This window comes from Streptomyces sp. NPDC088252 (assembly GCF_044740965.1).
Taxonomy (GTDB): domain Bacteria; phylum Actinomycetota; class Actinomycetes; order Streptomycetales; family Streptomycetaceae; genus Streptomyces.
Map to the genome: position 1 here is coordinate 106,043 of NZ_JBIURS010000011.1, position 16,883 is coordinate 122,925.

Below are 16,883 nucleotides of genomic sequence, written 5' to 3' on the forward strand. Positions count from 1 at the left end.
TGTGATCAAAGTGGCAATCAAACAGGCACGGACGGGCTAGAAGCGAGCTGGAACGGGCTGTTCGGCGCTACCGAACGGCCCATTCCGTTATGAACCCGATATCAGACCGATGATGCGGCCCCGGGCGAGTCGCCGCATCTCCTCCGCGGTCACCACCCGCTCCTGGTCGGGGTCGTGACCCAGCCTGGCCCGGATTCCGGCGAGCACCTGGTCCGGCTGTTCGGCGGGCTCGAACGCGTCCAGGCAGATCACGAAGACATGGCCGAAGCGGCACTCGTACGCGGCGTGCGCGGCCCGCAGCGCGAGATGGGCGGAGTGCGGCGCGGTGTCGTGCAGCCCGGGGGAGACCTCGGCGGCGAGCGCCTCGGCGAGGTCCTCGGGGGGCAGGTCGTAGCCCGCCTCGTCGGCGGCGGCGAGCAGCGCGTCGATGTCGGGGTACGGGCGGTGGGCGGTCAGCCGCTGCGCCCAGCGGCGGCTTCCGAAGCACTCCAGCAGCACGGCCTCGGCCTCGGCGGACGGCGCGGTGTTGAAGCGGTCGAGGCCGGGGTCACGGGCCCCGGCCCGGATGTGACCGGAGTTGCGCGGCGCCGGTTCCTGGACGGGTACGGCCGGTCGGCGCAGTCGCTTCGGGAGGCCGGCGTGGGACTCGCTGGACCTGGACAGCGTGGGCTCCTCGAATCAACGACATCTGTGAACCTGGGTGCGGCGGGACGGGTGAGACCAGGCGGATACAGGGTGAAGGGAGAGACGGATGTGCCTCAAAGCTAGCGAGGCCGGGCAACGGTCGTCCGACGGATGCGCGAATTTCACCCGGACGGGAGAGTTCCGGAACGCTTGAGGGATCCTCTCCCGAGGACAATGCCCGGCTGTATCGCTGCTTCTGCCCTGTTTCCCACCAGTACCGGAGGTTTCTTACCGATGTCGCCCTCACGCGGCACTCTCGTGGCCGGCGCGGCCCTCACCGCGGCGGCCGCCGCGACGATCGCCGTCGTCGTCTGGCCGGAAGGCTCCGGCGGCGGCCTCGCGGGGCAGTCGGGGGCCCGTACCCCCTCCGGCTCCCCGGCCGCCCCCTCGCCGACCCGGAGCTACCCGCTCTCGACACCGCCCCGCACCATCCCCGCCGTCCGCGAGCACATCGCCGCCCGCGGCCCCGGCTGGCGGCCCGGCCCCGCCGCCGGGGTCGTCGTCGCCGCCGGCAGCGGAACGCTGGCGGACGAGGGGCAGCTGCTCGCCCAGGAGCTGAAGATCCACTACCGGGGCAGCGTGCCCGCCCGCGCCGGTGACGTGGAGCTGGCACTCACCACGGGCCGGGGCACCCCCGAGTCGTACACCCTGAGGACCCATGACGGACGGGTCACGATCAGCGGACCCGACCAGGCCGGTGTCTTCTACGGAACCCGCACCCTGAAACAGTCGGTGCGCGCCGACGGCAGCATGCCCGAGGGCGAGGTGCGCGACCGTCCCGACCGGCCGCAGCGCGGCCTCAACCTCGACATCGCGCGCAAGTACTACAGCGTCGCCTGGATCGAGGACCGGCTCCGCGAGATGGCCGACCTCAAGCTCAACCAGCTCGGCCTGCACTTCTCCGACGACCAGGCGTTCCGCATCCAGTCCGACACCCACCCCGAAGTGGTGTCGCCGGAGCACCTGACCAAGGCGGAGGTGCGGCAGATCCTCGGGCTCGCGGACCGGCTGCACATCCAGGTCGTCCCCGAGATCGACTCCCCGGGCCATCTGGGCGCGGTGCTGCGGGCCCACCCCGACCTCCAGCTGCGCAATGTCTCGGGCGTGCGCTCGCCCGGATCGCTCGACATCTCGAACCCGGGGGCGGCGAAGCTCATCGACGAGCTCCTCGGCGAGTTCACCGAGCTGTTCGGCGGCCGGTACTGGCACCTCGGCGCCGACGAGTACCTCGCTCTCATGGCGCGGGACCCGGCCGCCTCGTACCCGCAGCTGCAACGCGCCGCCCAGCAGAAGTACGGACCGCAGGCCGGTATCAAGGACCTCGCCACCGGCTGGCTCAACGACCGCGCGGCAGTGGTGCGCCCGCACGGCAAGCAGCCCAAGGCGTGGAACGACGGCTTCTTCCGCGACGGCGTCGTCCACGCCGACAAGGACATCGAGGTCGAGTACTGGACGGGCAAGGAGTACGGAGCCCGGCCGCCGGAGGAGTATCTGAGGGAGGGACGGAGAGTGGTCAACCTCAACGACGAGTTCCTCTATTACGTACTCGGCCAGCCCAACAACTTCGTCTATCCCACGGGCAAGCGGATCTACGAGCAGTGGACCCCGCTCGTCCTGCGCGGCACCCGGCCGGTCCCGGCGCGATACTCCGGCCAGATCCTCGGCGGCCGGTTCGCGGTCTGGGGCGACCTCCCGCAGGCGCAGACCGCGGCGCAGGTGGCGCAGGGCATCCGGCTGCCGCTGCGGGCGACGGCCCAGAAGCTGTGGGACCCGGGCAGGCCGACGCTGAGCTGGGATCGGTTCCGGGCGCTGGCCGCACGGATCGACAAGACGGGCTGAGCGGGGCGCGCTGAGCGGGGCGGGCCGCATTACCTGTGGACAGCGTGGTGGGCCGGGGATACGTTCGCAGGCCGCGCGCCCCGGGGGAAGGGGGTGCGCGTCTCCCTGCGCCCGAACCGAGAATCCTGGGGGGTTCCACCATCATGCTGTGCTCCACCTGCCGTCTCAGACCGCCGGTCACCGAGGGCGGGCGCTGTCTGCTCTGCGCCGGTCCGGCCGGGCCGCCCCCGGTGCCACCGGCCCCGATGCCGCCGGTCCCGGCCTTCGTCGCCCCGCAGCAGTACCTGCGCTCGCCGAACGGGCTCGCGAAGGCCGTCGTCGTTCTGCTGGCCGCCGTCGCCGTGGCGGATCTGTTCGCCGTGGCGGCGGGGCTGAACGTCCGCCGTGTGCTCGGGGACGGGCTGGACAACGGCTTCGCCACGTACGACGAGGCGGAGGCGACTCTCGCGGACGACCTGTACGCCGGCGCGGGCGCGCTGCAGCTCCTCATGACCCTGGCCACCGCGGTCGTCTTCATCATCTGGTTCCGGCGGGTGCGGCTCAACGCCGAGGTGTTCGACCCCGGCGCGCAGCCGATGGGGCCCGGCTGGGCCGTCGGTGCCTGGTTCATCCCGTTCGCCAACCTGGTGCTCCCGCGCCGGATCGCCGGCGGCATCTGGACCGCGAGCGCCCGGACCGACCCCGACGGCGGCCGGAGCACTGTCCCGGCCACCGTGATGAACCTTTGGTGGGGCGCGTGGGCCTGCTCGCTGATCGCCTCCCGGTACACGTCCCAGCAGTACTGGAAGGCCGAGGAGCCACAGGAAATCATCGACGCGGCGGGCCTGTTGATGGCGACCGACGCCCTCGACCTCGTGGCCGCGGTGTTCGCCGTTCTCTTCGTGCGCAAGCTGACCCGGATGCAGGGGGAGCGGGCGGCCCTCGGCGTGTATCCGCCCACCGTGCGGCCCGCGCCGGGGCGGGCCCACTGAAGTCAGCCGGGGGCGTGCCCGTCGAGCGATGCTATTCGGCCGCAGTGGTGACGATTTTGAGCCAGTTGGCGCTGAACGCGGTAACAGGAAACGCCGCGTCCCCGTGCGTGCACGCACGGGGAGTGCCGACGGGAGACGCCGATGAGCCTGCTGGAACTGACCGCCGCCGCCGATGAGCGGGGGCTCGCCACGAGCGCGGTCGCCTGCCTCGACCGATGTCTGCCGCAGCCTGCCGAAGGGGCCGATCCGGATCCGCTGCGTCCGCTCTGGGCGGGCTGCGTGGACGGCTCGCTCTGGCCCGTACGCCTGGCAAAGGCCCGTGCGGCGCTGGACGCCGCGGCCGATGCGGAAGGGGCGGCGCCGCAGATCCGGAAGCTGCTGGGCGACGCGCCCGCGGACCGGGCGGAGCCGGGGCTGCGGGAGTGGGCGGACGCCTGTTCGCTGCTGGCCCTGGAGGTCCACCTCGGACAGGACACGACGCCGTCCGCCGGGGCCGGGGCGGTGCGGGGCTGCCGCGAGGGCGATGCGGAGGGGGCCGGTCCGCTGCTGGCCGGAGAGGTGTGGCGGCAGACCCGGATCCTGGAACTGCTGGCGGAGAACGCCGGTGCGACGGGGGCGGGCGCCGGGCTGCGCCGGGTGCTCGACACATCGGCGGAGGGGCAGCGGGTGCTGCGGGCGGCGGTTTCGCGCCGGGCACGCGGGCGGGGTTAGTGCCTCTCGTTCGGATCGCCCCAGGCGACGGGGCCGTCCGGCGGCCGTGTGTCGCTCGGGAGCCGGGGCCGGCCCCGGCGCGGTCGAGCCGGTCGGCGGGGGAGCGGTGCCGGGCGGGATCCCGGACCGGCCGGGCGGAGAGAATCGAGGGGGAACGAGGACGACCGGGGCCGCCACCCCCCACAGGAGAGGCCCCGGTCGTCTTCCGCGGGGCCGTAGGACGACCCCGTACTCCTCTCAGCGCCGTCGCTGCGTTTTCTGTCACACCGCACCGCGTCGGAGGGATGTTGCGGGTTGTACAAGTCATGGACGTGGCCCCCGCGAAGGACGTAGCGTGCTGAGTCGCGCAGGGTGGCGCGGCAGTGATGACCAGCTGCGATTCGGGACAGCAGGGCAGGTTGAGGGAGTGCTGGGGGACGACGCGGAGCTCACTGCCGCGGTGCTCGCGGCACAGGACGGGGACGAAGACGCCTTCCGTACTGTGTACCGCGCTGTGCAGCCACGGCTGCTGGGCTACATACGGACACTGGTGGGGGATCCGGACGCCGAGGACGTGGCGTCCGAGTCGTGGCTGCAGATAGCGCGCGACCTCGACCGGTTCAGCGGCGACGCCGACCGCTTCCGCGGCTGGGCGGCGCGGATAGCCCGTAACCGCGCCCTGGACCACCTGCGGATGCGCGGCAGGCGTCCCGCGACCGGCGGTGACGAGTCCGAACTGGCCGAGAGGCCGGCCGATTCCGACACCGCCGACGAGGCGATGGAGGCCCTGGCCACCGGCCGCACGATGTCGCTCATAGCCCGGCTCCCGCAGGACCAGGCCGAGGCCGTGGTGCTGCGGGTGGTCGTCGGCCTGGACGCGAAGAGCGCGGCCCGGACACTGGGCAAGCGGCCGGGAGCGGTACGCACCGCGGCGCACCGGGGCCTCAAGCGGCTGGCCGAGCTGCTGCGCACGGACGGCGCGGACGACGCCGACGGACGCCCCGGCGGGGTCGGCGAAGGTGCCGACGGCGGTGCGGGCGCCGCCGGGGACCGTGCGCCCGCGGGCGATCCGGCGGATCGATCCGCCTCCGACGGGAGCGCGGCGGTTCGCTCGGCGGAACTCGGCGCCGTGCCCGCCCCGCGCCCCGCACCCAGCGGTCCGGCGGCGCCGGCCGGTGTGACGCATTCGCGTCCATGGACGCAGAGGGACATGTGATGGCCGACGAGAGGTACGAATGGCTTGACAAGGGCGCGGCGGAGAAATTGCTCCGCGGTGAACCGGTCGATCCGGTCGTCGGTCACGGGTGTACGGAGGCGGAGAGGCTCGCGGCAGCGTTGGGCGCCGCCGCACGGGCCGCTCGCCCCGCCACCGGTGAACTGCGGGGCGAGGCCGCGGCGCTGGCCGCCTTCCGCGCCACGGCACGTCCCGCGCACGCGCGGACAGGGGCGGCGGACCCGCAGGTGAAGGGGTGCGTCGAGCGGACGGGTGAGCCCGGCCGCGCCGACGTACTCGAAACGGTGCGCATCCGGCCCGCCTCCGGTGGCGCCGCAGCGGGCACCACCTCCTCGGCCGCGCACCCCGCCCATGACCGCGCCCTGCGCTGGAGCCGCCCCGTCCGCTTCGGTCTGGCCGCCTCCTTCGCGGGCTTCGCGCTCGGCGGCGTGGCCGTGGCCGCGGGCACCGGGATGCTCCCCGGCCCGTTCGGCGGGCACGCCCCCGTACCGGCGACCTCCGTCTCGTCCGCCGCGACGCCGAAGGAGCTCGGATCGGGGCCCACCACCGACGAGAGCGGGCCCGCACGGCCGCCCGCCTCACCGGAGGCGGAGCACTCCGCTCGTCCGGGGAATCCCTCCGCCTCCGCCGGGGACCGGGACGACAACAGGACGGGCAAGGGCGAGGAACGCGGGGGCGACGACAGCGGGAAGTCCGAGGGCGCCGGCCGCGGATCCTCGAACAGCGCCGAGAACGGCAAGCAGTCCGAGGGGTGGGGCAACGGCTCCTCGGGCGCCTGGTACGCCACGGCGCTCAAGGCCTGCCGCGACTACCGCAGCGGCCATCTGGACGAGGACCGCAAGCGGTATCTCGAAGCGCTGGCGAAGGGTGCGCGCAACCTGGACCGGTTCTGCGACCGTGTGATCGCCAGGGACACGAAGGGCCAGAGCAACTCCGGCAACGACAACGGCAACGGCAACGGGAACGGCAACGGGAACGGCAGCAACAACGGCAACGGCAACAGTGACGAGCAGGGCGAGGACGGCGACGCGAACGGGGACGGGGACGGGGAGAGTGCCGCCACGCTCCCGGCGATCGGGTTCACGACCGCCCCGTCGCCGTCGCCCTCCGCCTCGGACCCGGTCGCCCCGCCGGCGGCCGACGACGGCACCGGTTCACCCGGCTGAGGACACCACGCGCGGGTTCCTCGTTTCGCCGTCCACCACGGGGTGTGACGTTTTTCGAGGCCATGACGCAGTACAGATTGAGCCGACTGGTCATCGGCAGCGCACAGAGCCGGGGTTCCCCCCGTACCTACGGCTCAGCGCATAGGCGCGGGCGGGACACGTTCCCCCGGTCCCGTCCGCGCCTCCTCACCTGTCGGTCCGCCGGTCCGCGTGACGGCGCCGCCCCGCCGGACTATCCGGAGACGACGACCTTGTCGCCCGTTTTCACCTGGGCGAAGAGCGAGGCGATCCTGCCCTCGTCCCGGACGTTGACGCAGCCGTGCGAGGCGCCGCTGTAGCCGTGGGCCGCGAAGTCCGCCGAGTAGTGGACCGCCTGGCCGCCGCTGAAGAACATCGCGTACGGCATGGCCGTGTGATACAGCGTCGAGACGTGGTGCCGTGACTTCCAGTAGACGGAGAAGGTGCCCTCGCGGGTCGGTGTGTACTGGGAGCCGAAGCGGACGTCCATCGACGAGACGACGCGTCCGTCGATCATCCACGACAGCGTCCGGCTGTTCTTGCTGATGCAGAGCACCCGGCCCGTCATGCACCGCTTGTCCGGCTCGGCGACGGGCACGGTGGTCGGCGGATTCAGCTCGGCGGCCGTCGGCTCGTGCGTCATGCCGAGCAGCTTCTGCCAGGTGACGGTGTCCGTCCGGCCCGTGCGGGAGAGGCCGCGCTTCCCCTGGAAGGACCGGACGGCGGCGGCCGTGAGCGTGCCGTAGTAACCGGTGGGGGAGCGGTCGAAGTGGCCGATCTGCCGCAGCCGGGCCTGGAGTTCCCGCACCTGCTCGCCGCGGGAGCCGCTCGCCATCAGCGTCGTGCCCTGTGGCTCCGGCGTGGGCGTCGGAGTCGCCCCGGTCCGCGGGGACGGTGACGACGCGTCCGGGGAGGGCGACTGCCGCGCCGCGGGTTTGGCGTCGTCGGTCGCCGTCGCCCGGGGCGACGACGGGGCCGTCGACGCGCCGTCGGCGGGCCGCGCCTCGCAGCCGGCGGTGGCGGCGGTCGCGGCTGTCATGGCGAGAACGGCGAGCCCCACCATGGCCGTGGTCCCCGCCCGGGGCCGGTTCCTGGCTCGAACCCTGTCCGGTGTCCCGTTCCGTGACGCGCGTGCGGTGGTGCTGCGTAACATCTCGGCCCCCTGATTCTCCGGGTCTCTCCGGTGTCCCGTTGGACGGATTCCCGCTCTGCCCGGTTGCCGAAGCCCGCGCATGATGGGGAGAGCGGCGGCGCGGGCCGTGGGGGAGGGCTGTGAGCAAGGTCCCAGCCCATGACCCTCCACCGGTCTCGTGCCCGCCGCTACAGTCCGTCGCGGGAATCCTCGGTTACCAGTAAGTAGCTTTGTTGAGCAGCTTCAGCGGGAGGCACAGCAGATGACGCGCGAGTCCGAGTCGGGACTGCCCATCGAGCCGGTGTACGGGCCGGACACACTCGACGGGTGGAACCCCGACGACAAGCTGGGAGAGCCGGGTGCCTACCCCTTCACGCGCGGCGTCTACCCGACGATGTACACCGGCCGGCCGTGGACGATGCGTCAGTACGCGGGGTTCGGCACGGCCACGGAATCCAACGCCCGCTACAAGCAGCTGATCGCCAACGGCACGATGGGCCTCTCCGTCGCCTTCGACCTGCCCACCCAGATGGGCTACGACTCCGACGCGCCGATCGCGTCCGGCGAGGTCGGCAAGGTCGGGGTCGCGATCGACTCGATCGACGACATGCGGGTCCTGTTCGGCGGCATTCCGCTGGACAAGGTCTCCACGTCCATGACGATCAACGCCCCGGCCGCGCTGCTCCTCCTGCTCTACCAGCTGGTCGCCGAGGAGCAGGGCGTCCCGGCCGGGAAGCTCACCGGCACCATCCAGAACGATGTGCTCAAGGAGTACATCGCGCGGGGCACCTACATCTTTCCGCCGGGGCCCTCGCTCCGGCTGATCGCCGACATCTTCAAGTACTGCCGGGCCGAGATCCCCAAGTGGAACACCATCTCGATCTCCGGCTACCACATGGCGGAGGCCGGCGCCTCGCCCGCGCAGGAGATCGCGTTCACCCTCGCCGACGGCATCGAGTACGTCCGTACCGCCGTCGCCGCCGGCATGGACGTCGACGACTTCGCTCCCCGCCTCTCGTTCTTCTTCGTCGCCCGCACGACGGTCCTCGAAGAGGTCGCCAAGTTCCGTGCCGCGCGCCGGATCTGGGCGAGGGTGATGAAGGAGGAGTTCGGCGCGAAGAACCCCAAGTCCCTGATGCTGCGCTTCCACACCCAGACCGCGGGTGTCCAGCTCACCGCCCAGCAGCCCGAGGTCAACCTGGTGCGGGTCGCCGTGCAGGGACTGGCCGCGGTCCTCGGCGGCACGCAGTCGCTGCACACCAACTCCTTCGACGAGGCGATCGCCCTCCCCACCGACAAGTCCGCCCGGCTGGCCCTGCGCACCCAGCAGGTCCTGGCGTACGAGACGGACGTCACCGCGACCGTCGACCCGTTCGCGGGTTCGTACGTGGTCGAGAAGATGACCGACGACGTCGAAGCTGCGGCCGTCGCCCTGATGCGCAAGGTCGAGGACCTCGGCGGCGCGGTCCACGCGATCGAGCGCGGCTTCCAGAAGAACGAGATCGAGCGCAATGCGTACCGCATCGCCCTGGAGACCGACAGCGCGGAGCGCGTCGTGGTCGGCGTCAACCGCTTCCAGCTCGACGAGGAGGAGCCGTACGAGCCGCTGCGCGTCGACCCGGCGATCGAGGCCCAGCAGGCGGCCCGGCTGGCGAAGCTCCGTGCCGAACGTGACCAGGGCGCGGTGGACATGGCACTGGCCGAGCTGCGGAAGGCGGCCGAGGGCACGGACAACGTCCTGTATCCGATGAAAGCCGCGCTGAAGGCGAGGGCGACGGTGGGCGAGGTCTGTGACGCGCTGCGAGGGGTGTGGGGGACGTACGAGCCGTCGGACGTGTTCTGAGGGGCGTGGCGTCAAGGAGCCCCACAACGGTGTCGAGGAGCCCCACAAGGGTGTCGAGGAGCCCCACGAGCAGGGGACCTCGTTCACCGTGCCGACGTGGTCGGTGTCGAGATGAAGCTCTCCGTGGACCACCTCCTCGACGGCGACGAGGGATGACCCGAATTTTCCCCGAACCCCCCGGACGGAGTGTCGTACCCACGTGCGACACTCCGTCTCATGCTGGGTGTCACCGACCTTCCGACCTATCTCGCCGGCCTGGTGCTGATCGTCCTTCTGCCAGGGCCCAATTCGCTGTACGTGCTGTCGGTCGCCGCCCGTCGCGGGGTGCGGACCGGCTATGTGGCCGCGGCCGGGGTGTGGACCGGGGACACCGTGCTGATGACGCTGTCCGCGCTGGGGGCCTCGTCGCTGTTGCGGACGACGCCGGTACTGTTCGCCGTCGTCAAGTTCGCGGGTGCGGGCTATCTGACCTGGCTGGCGATCGGCATGCTGCGGGCCGCGGTGACCATGTGGCGCGAGCGGCACCGGCGAATGGCCGAGCTGACCGAGGAGAGCGACGGACCCGAGTCCGCCGCCGCCGCGATGGAGCGGCCGTACCGGCGGGCGCTGGTGGTGAGCCTCTTCAACCCGAAGGCGATCCTGTTCCTGATCTCGTTCTTCGTGCAGTTCGTGTCGGAATCCAACCCGGCGCTGGGCTTCCTGGTGCTGGGCACCCTGCTCCAGATCGCCAGCTTCCTCTACCTGAGCTTGCTGATCTTCACGGGGTCCCGCCTCGCGGCGGCCTTCCGCCGACGCAAGACGCTCAGTGCTGGTGCCACCTCTGTAGCCGGGGCGTTGTTCCTCGGGTTCGCGGTCAAACTGTCCCTGGCAAGCGCGTAGGGGGTTGCCGTGTCTGACCTCCACCAGGCGGCGGCTCTGTTCGCCCGCATGAGCCCCCAGGAGCAGCGACAGGCGCTACGAGCCCTGGGCCTGTCCGAGAGGGCCCAGGAGAGCCCCCAAGAGCCTGCCAAGGTGACCCCGTTCTCTGCCTTGGTCAGCACACCCAGCAGGCGGAAGCGTCGGCCCATCACCGTGAAGGTGGACGCCGCCGACAGCGCGGGTTGATTCAGTAAGTTCAGTTCCTTCACGCGGGCTTGGCGTCGCCGGTAGCTGACCTGATGCCTTCTCAAGTTGCCAAGCTCCGTGCTCCCGGCCCCTGTTTATGCAAAGACGCGCATAGTCGCGTTCCTGCATAGACGGTTCACCCGCCCCGCTCGTACTGTCGTGGCGACCGGCCCACAAGGGGCCCGCATCAGGGGGTTCGTGGCTATGGCTCGTGAGGAACTGACTCGGCTGACCGGCAACGGGAACGGGAACTGCAACAACGACGACTGCCCGAATGTCTACCAGACCGCCTCCGGCTCGTTCGTGGTGCAAGGGGACGTATCCAAGGCATTCACCGCGCCGGACGGCGAAGGACTCGTTGAGATCCCCGAGGAGACCTTGAGGGAGGCATTCCGTGCTCTTGGATGGTGAAGCCTGGACAGCCAAGGTTCAGGGCTTCAAGCGTGAGGCGTGGCGACTCGAAACCCTTCCCGTGTACAGGGTGCCGAGTGAGGACGGAGACATCCGGGACTTCCTAGCCGGGCAACGGCTGGACCCTGAGAACTACTCCTCTGGCTACACGGAGGGCCTGCGGAAGATCAAGGCGGAGGGGAAGTCCAAAGGACGAGTCCACATCGTCAGGCAACCGCTCACGGACTACCTCCGCTTTGAGTTCATGTACTACGACGTACATTCACGGGCCGGGGATGACATTCGCATCCTGGACGTGACCGACCGGCCCAACCCCCTTGAAGGGGTTCAGGATTTCTGGCTCTTCGACCGGTCGGAAGTCGTCCTCATGAACTATGCGGCGGACGGCACACAGGTCAGTCGGGAACTGTACGACAGTGACCCGGCACCGTACATCGAATACCAGCGGATCGCTCTCGCGGAATCCGTACCGTTCAGGGAGTACGTCAACGGTGGCCATCGAGCCTGACGAGCTGGACCAGTCGGGGCGTGAACTCGCGGCCATGCTCAAGCATCTCCGCAAACAAGCCGGGCTCTCAGGAGTCCGGCTTGCTGCACGTTGCAACATGTCGCAATCCAAGATCAGCCGAATTGAGAGCAACAAGGGCCACCCATCACTTCTGGACGTTGAACAACTCCTTCGGGGGCTCGACGCATCCCCAGCCGTTGCGGCTGAGGTTATGGCCATAGCTCGAATTGCGCAGACGGAATGGCAGGACGGGAGGACACTCCGGAGGAAGGGACTCGACAAGAAACAGTTGCAGCTAGCTGGGCTTGAGGCGTCATCCACAAGGTTCCGGTACTTCCTGCTATCCATGATTACGGGGCTCCTGGCCACCCCTGAATACGTTCGTGCCAGCCTGGCCCAGGCACCGCCGGAGCAGCAGACCAAAGCCGTCGCTATGAAGCTAGACAGGCAAAGGGTCCTGTTTGATCAATCCAAACAATTCACGTTCATTCTCACTGAACAGGCCGTCAGGTATCCGCTCATCCCACCTGCTGAACTGGCCTTGCAGATTGACCGGCTTGCATCCTTCACTCACCAGCCGAATATCCGGCTCGGGGTTATCCCTATGGGAGTTCACTTCACCTCTGGGGCTCTGAACACATTCACGGTCTATGACGAGACCCTGGCAACCGCCGAACTGGACCTAGGCGCAATCGTGTTCCGCGACAGTCGAGACGTGCAGGATCTGATTCGCCGCTTCACTGCCTACGAGGATCACGCGCTTTTCGGCGAGCAGGCCAGAGAGCATCTAGCGGCATGGGCGGATCACTGCCGCCGGTGATCTTTATTCAACAACGTGCATATTGCGCCACGTCACACCGGAATTGGGGGATCATTTTTCCCGCTACGAGCTTCGGGAGGCGCAACAGCATGGCAAGCGGACCGAAAAAGGAAACACCGTGGGAGTCCGGAACAGCGGTGTTCGACAACACCAGTCAGATGGTGGGCGTCGTCCACTCGCGCAGGGGCCCCATGCTGATCCTGATTCGCCCCTCTGGTCTCCGCTGGCAGACACGTGCCGTATCAGTGCGGTCCGCCAATGACAGGGATCTGATCCAGCTTGCCGCCTTAGTCCGGCACCACAAGCAGGCACGAACTTTGGCGAAGCTGCGACGCGTGCACTCCTAGGCCCTAGCTTCCCGCCCTGGTCACCCAGGCACATTCGAGTGGCCGGGGCGGGTTTCCATCCCCCGAGCACGACAAGCGAAGGGAACCACTGATGGCAACTGCGGTACAGGTCCGAGACCCCCGAACCTGCATCCCCACCCAGGTGTGGGACCGGGAAGTCCGACTCATCATGCGGGATCACGCCATGGGGCGTGTCCTGGCGGAGCGCATCTTCGGTCAGGCCGTCGCCTACCTGGTGACCTCCGCCGAGTGCCCCGAGGTCCGCATGGGGCCCTCTCAGGCCGTGGACCTGGGCGTCCACTCGTTCGTGCTCGACTCGATCAGCTACATGGCGTTCTGCGACCAACACGCGGGACGCTACATCCACCACGTTCCGCACCTGCCCGGGGAGGGCACGCAGGAGCCGCCCGCTCTGCGGGACACGGTCAGGGCCATCCGGGCTTCCGGCTTCGAGATCGACCCGGAGCTGTGGACCATGAAGGACGCGGCCGACTGCTCCCAGTGCCACGCCGGGTGCACGGACAGCCCCAACAGCGGGAAGTAACACCGCACGGACTGTGGCAACTCCCCTCGGAGACGAGGGGAGTTGTCGCCATGAGGAAAGGTTCTGTATGGAGGTCGTTGACGCCTGGGAGCGGTACGCCCAGGGACGGACGCCACGGAGGGACACCAACGCTTCCGGGGCCAAGATGTGGTTGAACTGGACGCAGTACGCCGACCACGGCCCTGATGAATCGATCCTCGGAGAACTTCAAGGCCGGACCGTTCTGGAGCTGGGCTGCGGCACGGGATGCAACCTTGCCCACCTCTCCACGCTCGGGGCCGAGTGCATCGGCGTGGACATCGCCCCCAGCCAGCGTGAGAAGGCCGTAGCGCGATGGGGCCACCTCCCCGGCCTCACCTTCCATACGGCAGAGGTGACCGACTACCTGAGCCGCACAGACGGCCCCCTCGATGTGGTCCTGTCCGTCTTCGGGCCTGTCTGGTTCACGGACCCTGAACAGCTCCTCCCCCTGATCCGGAAGCGGATTTCCCCTGGTGGGGTGCTGGCCTTCTCCCACAAGCCCCCCTCGGCCGGCTCGGAACCGGTCGGCACTCTGAGAGAGGCCAGGGCGGTAACCAGGTGGGACTATACCCCAGAGGAATGGTCGGCCCTTCTGACCTCTTCGGGGTACTCGAATTCCAAAGCCGAGGTCATCCCTCCCCCTAAAGGGCAGGAGGTAGGAACCCTCCTAGTAAGGGCCTACGCATAAGACCCGGCTTCGCCTCAATCCCTCTGCCTTACGGGTGGGGGGATTCTCTTTTACCCACCCTCCCAAAGGTGACATAAATCACTCAATGAGAATGGAGGCCAATAAAGGCAAAGGTTTTATAAAGAATTCCGAAACCCTGGAAGTGTACGTTATCGGAGAGCCACGCTCCGCCGGTTCTCTTTTCAATTCGACAACAATGGTTACCCCACCCTCTGAGTAAATTCATTTTCACTGTCGGTAACAACTGGCCTGTACCTCTCTGAATCAACTGAACTTACCTAACTAATCCAATCTACTGCGTAACTAAGTGACCACTCTGGGTAATGGGTTAATTCAGTAAGTTCGGTTAGCCCTCAGGGGCCATAACTGCATCAGTTGTGATTGAGATCACGCCTCAGGCCTTCTCTCGCACCCAGTCATGACAGAGTTAGGGGTGTACGGTGAAGCCTCCACTAGATAGGCGTGAGGGAGTACGGCAGTGCTAAGACGGTTACGCGGCCCGTGGAACTGACTGTGTGCGATGCCTGCCACAACAAGGGGATGGACACAGAGGCCGTCACTAAGGCCAGCATGAGCCTGGGTGACGGCTCTCGGGCTGTGGACCTGTGCGAGGAACACAAGGGCCTCTTTGTGGCCGTCATGGACAAGCTGATGCCGGTTAGCGCCACACACGGTGTTGGCGTGGCTGGTGCTGCGGCTCCCGCTGCCGTGAGGGAAGCAAAGGCAGAGCCCAAGAGGGAGGCCAAGGGAGAGGCTGGCCTTACTGCTGCTCCTGTGGTGTCTGAGTCTGTGCAGGTACAGGCCAGCACACAGACGGGCTTTACTGAGGCCCCTAGCTTTGTGTCTGTGGTGGACACTGCCCAGGACGCTGCTCCCCGCGTCTCTCGGCATGAAGACCTCCAGGACTACTGCCAGCGCATCACTGACGGGCGTAAGGCAATGAAGGGCCGGAAGCTGGACCCTGCCTCTCAGTCGGCACGGGCACAGTGGGCCCGGCACCGCTCCCGTTTCCAGGACATCTGCACCAAGGAACAGAGCCACTTTGTGGATTGGGCAGGGCACCACGAAAAGGATGTGCGTCTCACTGCCTCTCACGTTGAGTTCCGGGGTTGGCTCTGGAAGGAATTCCCTCGCATCGCTAAGAGCTACGTAGAGGCTGGTAGGAGTCAGGACGTTCAGACCTCTGACGTTCCGGCTGTAGATAGCACCAACAGTGTTGGTGTGGCTATTCGAGACAACATCGGCCGTCCCATCGTGAAGGCGGAAACCATCCGGGCATGGGCCCGTCAGAACGGCTACGAGGTAGCCAACCATGGCCGTATCCCTGCCAGCATCCGTGAAGCCTTCAAGGCTGCCCAGGCTGCCTGAGAAAGGAACCTAGTTCGATGAAGACCCCGACTCTGTACGGGCCCATTGGTAAGGCCGTCCGGGAGGTCTCTCCCTATTCGGAGACGGACCCGGTTGGTATCTACGCGGCGGCCCTGTCCATGTGGTCTGCTGCCATTGCTGGCACGGTCCATGTGTCGTCCCGTGGCAAGGCACGTCCCGTGCTCCTGTGGTCGGCTCTGGTGGCCGGAACGGGCAGGGGCAAGGGGAACGCCCTCCGAGCCGCTGAACACGTCATGAGCGAGCCTCTGGGACGTTTCCTGGACACGTTCACCACGGGAGGTTTCACCTCTGGGGCAGCGATCATCTCTCGCCTGTCCGAACAGGCAGAGGCAACCTCCGAGAGTGAAGGAGGCACGGACACTCGTTGTCTCTCGATATCTGAGGAATGGTCAGAAGACCTGTTCCAGGCCAGGAAGGACAAGAAGTTCGGGACCACGATTCGGAAGGCATGGGACGGGGGTACCCTCCGCAACAGCACCGTGAAGGAGCCCAAGGCCGTTGAGCAGCCCCGTGTAGTCCTGCACTGCCACATCACCCCGGCCGAGTTCTCCAAGTACGCCCTTGGCGGCTCAGAGGCCCAGGGCGGAAGCCTTAACCGGATCATGCCCATCACGCTCCGAGCCGTCCCCATGCTGGACGACGAACACGAACTCCCCGCCATCGACACAGAGGCCCTGTCAGAGGCGTACACGTGGGCCAGGAGCAAGCCCAGGACTATCAGCCTGGCAGAGGACGCAAAGCCCCTCTGGAAGATCGTTCGCAGGTACGGCCGCGTCCTGGGTGAGTCCCTGCCGGAGACTCAGGCCGTCATGATCGAGCGGACGGCAGAACAGACGTTGCGTGTTGCTGCTGTGCTGGCCGCGTCGGAATGCTCGGAGGTCATCACCTCTGACGTTCTGGAAGTCGCGTTCTCTTTCGTCCGCTACTCCGTCCAGTGCGCCACTTCCCTCGTGGCTGACCACGAGACCAGCAACACCAAGCAGCCTGGACGACGTACCGCCCTGGACGTTCCCAGCCGCATCCTGGCGTTCGTCAGCTCCAACCCTGGCTGCTCCTCAACTGCCCTCCTGCGTACGGCCAAGGTCACCAAGGCAGACGTTCAAGAGCTGGTGTCCACAGGTGCATTGGTCATGGTCAAGGGTCCTGCCTCTGGGGGGCGTAGGGCAGAGACGTACTGGCTGGCAGGCCAGGCCCCCGAAGCCCAGGCCGATCACGGAGGGTCGAGTCGGCATTCAACGGTCCGTAGCCGAACCACTGGTTCCACACAGACACAGAGCACAGGGCCGACGTCACCGGAGCACAGCCACCAGGCCCGGACTGTCAGTGCCGTGATGGAGAGTGGAGCCCGTCCGAGGCTCCGCCTGGTGACCAACGAAGCCAAGACGACGCAGGAGCCCTCTCAGCCCAAGGAGACCAGGCAGGCCCTGAAGGTTGAGAGCTTGGCTGATCTCCTGTCTCAGTGGTAGACGTGCCT

The 16,883-nt window shown here is 68.0% G+C and carries 17 protein-coding genes; 15 read left to right on the top strand and 2 right to left on the bottom strand.

Going from position 1 to position 16,883, the window contains the following annotated elements; translation table 11 throughout:
• Window positions 1–87: 87 nt before the first annotated feature.
• Window positions 88–621: a 2-oxo-4-hydroxy-4-carboxy-5-ureidoimidazoline decarboxylase gene (locus tag ACIOHC_RS23285; protein ID WP_389636891.1), complete on the bottom strand. Its 534-nt coding sequence runs from the start codon at window positions 619–621 to the stop codon at window positions 88–90.
• 297 nt (window positions 622–918) lie between these two features.
• Here ACIOHC_RS23285 and ACIOHC_RS23290 point away from each other — a divergent pair, with 297 nt between their 5' ends.
• The 5 genes from ACIOHC_RS23290 (at window position 919) to ACIOHC_RS23310 (ending at window position 6,584) form a co-directional block, all read left to right on the top strand.
• Window positions 919–2,523, top strand: a complete 1,605-nt coding sequence (locus ACIOHC_RS23290; protein ID WP_401843802.1) for a glycoside hydrolase family 20 protein — start codon at window positions 919–921, stop codon at window positions 2,521–2,523.
• 143 nt (window positions 2,524–2,666) lie between these two features.
• Window positions 2,667–3,494: a DUF4328 domain-containing protein gene (locus ACIOHC_RS23295; protein WP_401843804.1), complete on the top strand. Its 828-nt coding sequence runs from the start codon at window positions 2,667–2,669 to the stop codon at window positions 3,492–3,494.
• Between the two features lie 141 nt (window positions 3,495–3,635).
• Complete coding sequence (locus ACIOHC_RS23300; RefSeq protein WP_401843805.1) at window positions 3,636–4,205, top strand: hypothetical protein; 570 nt, start codon at window positions 3,636–3,638, stop codon at window positions 4,203–4,205.
• Between the two features lie 406 nt (window positions 4,206–4,611).
• Window positions 4,612–5,400 (top strand): RNA polymerase sigma factor, encoded by a 789-nt coding sequence (locus ACIOHC_RS23305; protein ID WP_351074534.1) that lies wholly within the window; start codon window positions 4,612–4,614, stop codon window positions 5,398–5,400.
• On the top strand, window positions 5,379–6,584 hold the full coding sequence (locus ACIOHC_RS23310) for a hypothetical protein (RefSeq protein WP_401843808.1): 1,206 nt from the start codon (window positions 5,379–5,381) through the stop codon (window positions 6,582–6,584). Before ACIOHC_RS23305 ends, ACIOHC_RS23310 begins: the two co-directional genes overlap by 22 nt.
• 232 nt (window positions 6,585–6,816) lie before the next feature.
• Here the strand turns inward: ACIOHC_RS23310 and ACIOHC_RS23315 are convergent, their stop codons facing one another.
• Entirely contained in the window at window positions 6,817–7,665 is an 849-nt protein-coding gene (locus tag ACIOHC_RS23315; RefSeq protein WP_351074386.1) for a L,D-transpeptidase family protein, read from the bottom strand.
• A gap of 331 nt (window positions 7,666–7,996) precedes the next feature.
• On the opposite strand from ACIOHC_RS23315, the gene ACIOHC_RS23320 reads away from it, so the two are divergent.
• From ACIOHC_RS23320 to ACIOHC_RS23365, 10 genes are all read left to right on the top strand, one after another.
• Entirely contained in the window at window positions 7,997–9,577 is a 1,581-nt protein-coding gene (locus tag ACIOHC_RS23320; RefSeq protein WP_351074384.1) for a methylmalonyl-CoA mutase family protein, read from the top strand.
• Window positions 9,578–9,793: 216 nt separating this feature from the next.
• On the top strand, window positions 9,794–10,456 hold the full coding sequence (leuE, locus tag ACIOHC_RS23325) for a leucine efflux protein LeuE (protein WP_365692041.1): 663 nt from the start codon (window positions 9,794–9,796) through the stop codon (window positions 10,454–10,456).
• A 9-nt stretch (window positions 10,457–10,465) separates the two neighbouring features.
• Window positions 10,466–10,681: a hypothetical protein gene (locus ACIOHC_RS23330; protein WP_365692042.1), complete on the top strand. Its 216-nt coding sequence runs from the start codon at window positions 10,466–10,468 to the stop codon at window positions 10,679–10,681.
• A gap of 204 nt (window positions 10,682–10,885) precedes the next feature.
• A complete protein-coding gene (locus ACIOHC_RS23335) occupies window positions 10,886–11,092 on the top strand; it encodes a hypothetical protein (protein WP_365692068.1) in 207 nt (68 codons plus the stop codon).
• Window positions 11,076–11,600, top strand: coding sequence for a DUF6879 family protein (locus ACIOHC_RS23340; RefSeq protein ID WP_365692043.1), 525 nt, complete (start codon window positions 11,076–11,078; stop codon window positions 11,598–11,600). The genes ACIOHC_RS23335 and ACIOHC_RS23340 overlap by 17 nt, the downstream gene beginning before the upstream one ends.
• Window positions 11,584–12,420 (top strand): Scr1 family TA system antitoxin-like transcriptional regulator, encoded by an 837-nt coding sequence (locus ACIOHC_RS23345; protein WP_389636857.1) that lies wholly within the window; start codon window positions 11,584–11,586, stop codon window positions 12,418–12,420. The genes ACIOHC_RS23340 and ACIOHC_RS23345 overlap by 17 nt, the downstream gene beginning before the upstream one ends.
• A 438-nt stretch (window positions 12,421–12,858) precedes the next feature.
• Window positions 12,859–13,311 (top strand): hypothetical protein, encoded by a 453-nt coding sequence (locus tag ACIOHC_RS23350; RefSeq protein WP_365692046.1) that lies wholly within the window; start codon window positions 12,859–12,861, stop codon window positions 13,309–13,311.
• Window positions 13,312–13,378: 67 nt separating this feature from the next.
• Entirely contained in the window at window positions 13,379–14,020 is a 642-nt protein-coding gene (locus tag ACIOHC_RS23355; protein WP_365692048.1) for a class I SAM-dependent methyltransferase, read from the top strand.
• A gap of 939 nt (window positions 14,021–14,959) precedes the next feature.
• Window positions 14,960–15,388, top strand: coding sequence for a histone-like nucleoid-structuring protein Lsr2 (locus ACIOHC_RS23360; RefSeq protein WP_365692069.1), 429 nt, complete (start codon window positions 14,960–14,962; stop codon window positions 15,386–15,388).
• A gap of 17 nt (window positions 15,389–15,405) precedes the next feature.
• Window positions 15,406–16,875 carry a DUF3987 domain-containing protein gene (locus tag ACIOHC_RS23365; protein ID WP_365692050.1) on the top strand — a complete coding sequence of 490 codons (1,470 nt, stop codon included), beginning with the start codon at window positions 15,406–15,408 and terminating at the stop codon, window positions 16,873–16,875.
• Window positions 16,876–16,883 lie beyond the last annotated feature (8 nt).

What these genes read in the sequence shown, in the direction of transcription:
- ACIOHC_RS23365 (WP_365692050.1), top strand. Translation starts at nt 15,406, where the DNA reads ATGAAGACCCCGACTCTGTACGGGCCCATTGGTAAGGCCGTCCGGGAG.
- ACIOHC_RS23335 (WP_365692068.1), top strand. Translation starts at nt 10,886, where the DNA reads ATGGCTCGTGAGGAACTGACTCGGCTGACCGGCAACGGGAACGGGAAC.
- ACIOHC_RS23295 (WP_401843804.1), top strand. Translation starts at nt 2,667, where the DNA reads ATGCTGTGCTCCACCTGCCGTCTCAGACCGCCGGTCACCGAGGGCGGG.
- ACIOHC_RS23300 (WP_401843805.1), top strand. Translation starts at nt 3,636, where the DNA reads ATGAGCCTGCTGGAACTGACCGCCGCCGCCGATGAGCGGGGGCTCGCC.
- ACIOHC_RS23320 (WP_351074384.1), top strand. Translation starts at nt 7,997, where the DNA reads ATGACGCGCGAGTCCGAGTCGGGACTGCCCATCGAGCCGGTGTACGGG.
- leuE (WP_365692041.1), top strand. Translation starts at nt 9,794, where the DNA reads ATGCTGGGTGTCACCGACCTTCCGACCTATCTCGCCGGCCTGGTGCTG.
- ACIOHC_RS23350 (WP_365692046.1), top strand. Translation starts at nt 12,859, where the DNA reads ATGGCAACTGCGGTACAGGTCCGAGACCCCCGAACCTGCATCCCCACC.
- ACIOHC_RS23360 (WP_365692069.1), top strand. Translation starts at nt 14,960, where the DNA reads ATGAAGGGCCGGAAGCTGGACCCTGCCTCTCAGTCGGCACGGGCACAG.
- ACIOHC_RS23310 (WP_401843808.1), top strand. Translation starts at nt 5,379, where the DNA reads ATGGACGCAGAGGGACATGTGATGGCCGACGAGAGGTACGAATGGCTT.
- ACIOHC_RS23315 (WP_351074386.1), bottom strand. Translation starts at nt 7,665, where the DNA reads ATGGTGGGGCTCGCCGTTCTCGCCATGACAGCCGCGACCGCCGCCACC.
- ACIOHC_RS23355 (WP_365692048.1), top strand. Translation starts at nt 13,379, where the DNA reads ATGGAGGTCGTTGACGCCTGGGAGCGGTACGCCCAGGGACGGACGCCA.
- ACIOHC_RS23290 (WP_401843802.1), top strand. Translation starts at nt 919, where the DNA reads ATGTCGCCCTCACGCGGCACTCTCGTGGCCGGCGCGGCCCTCACCGCG.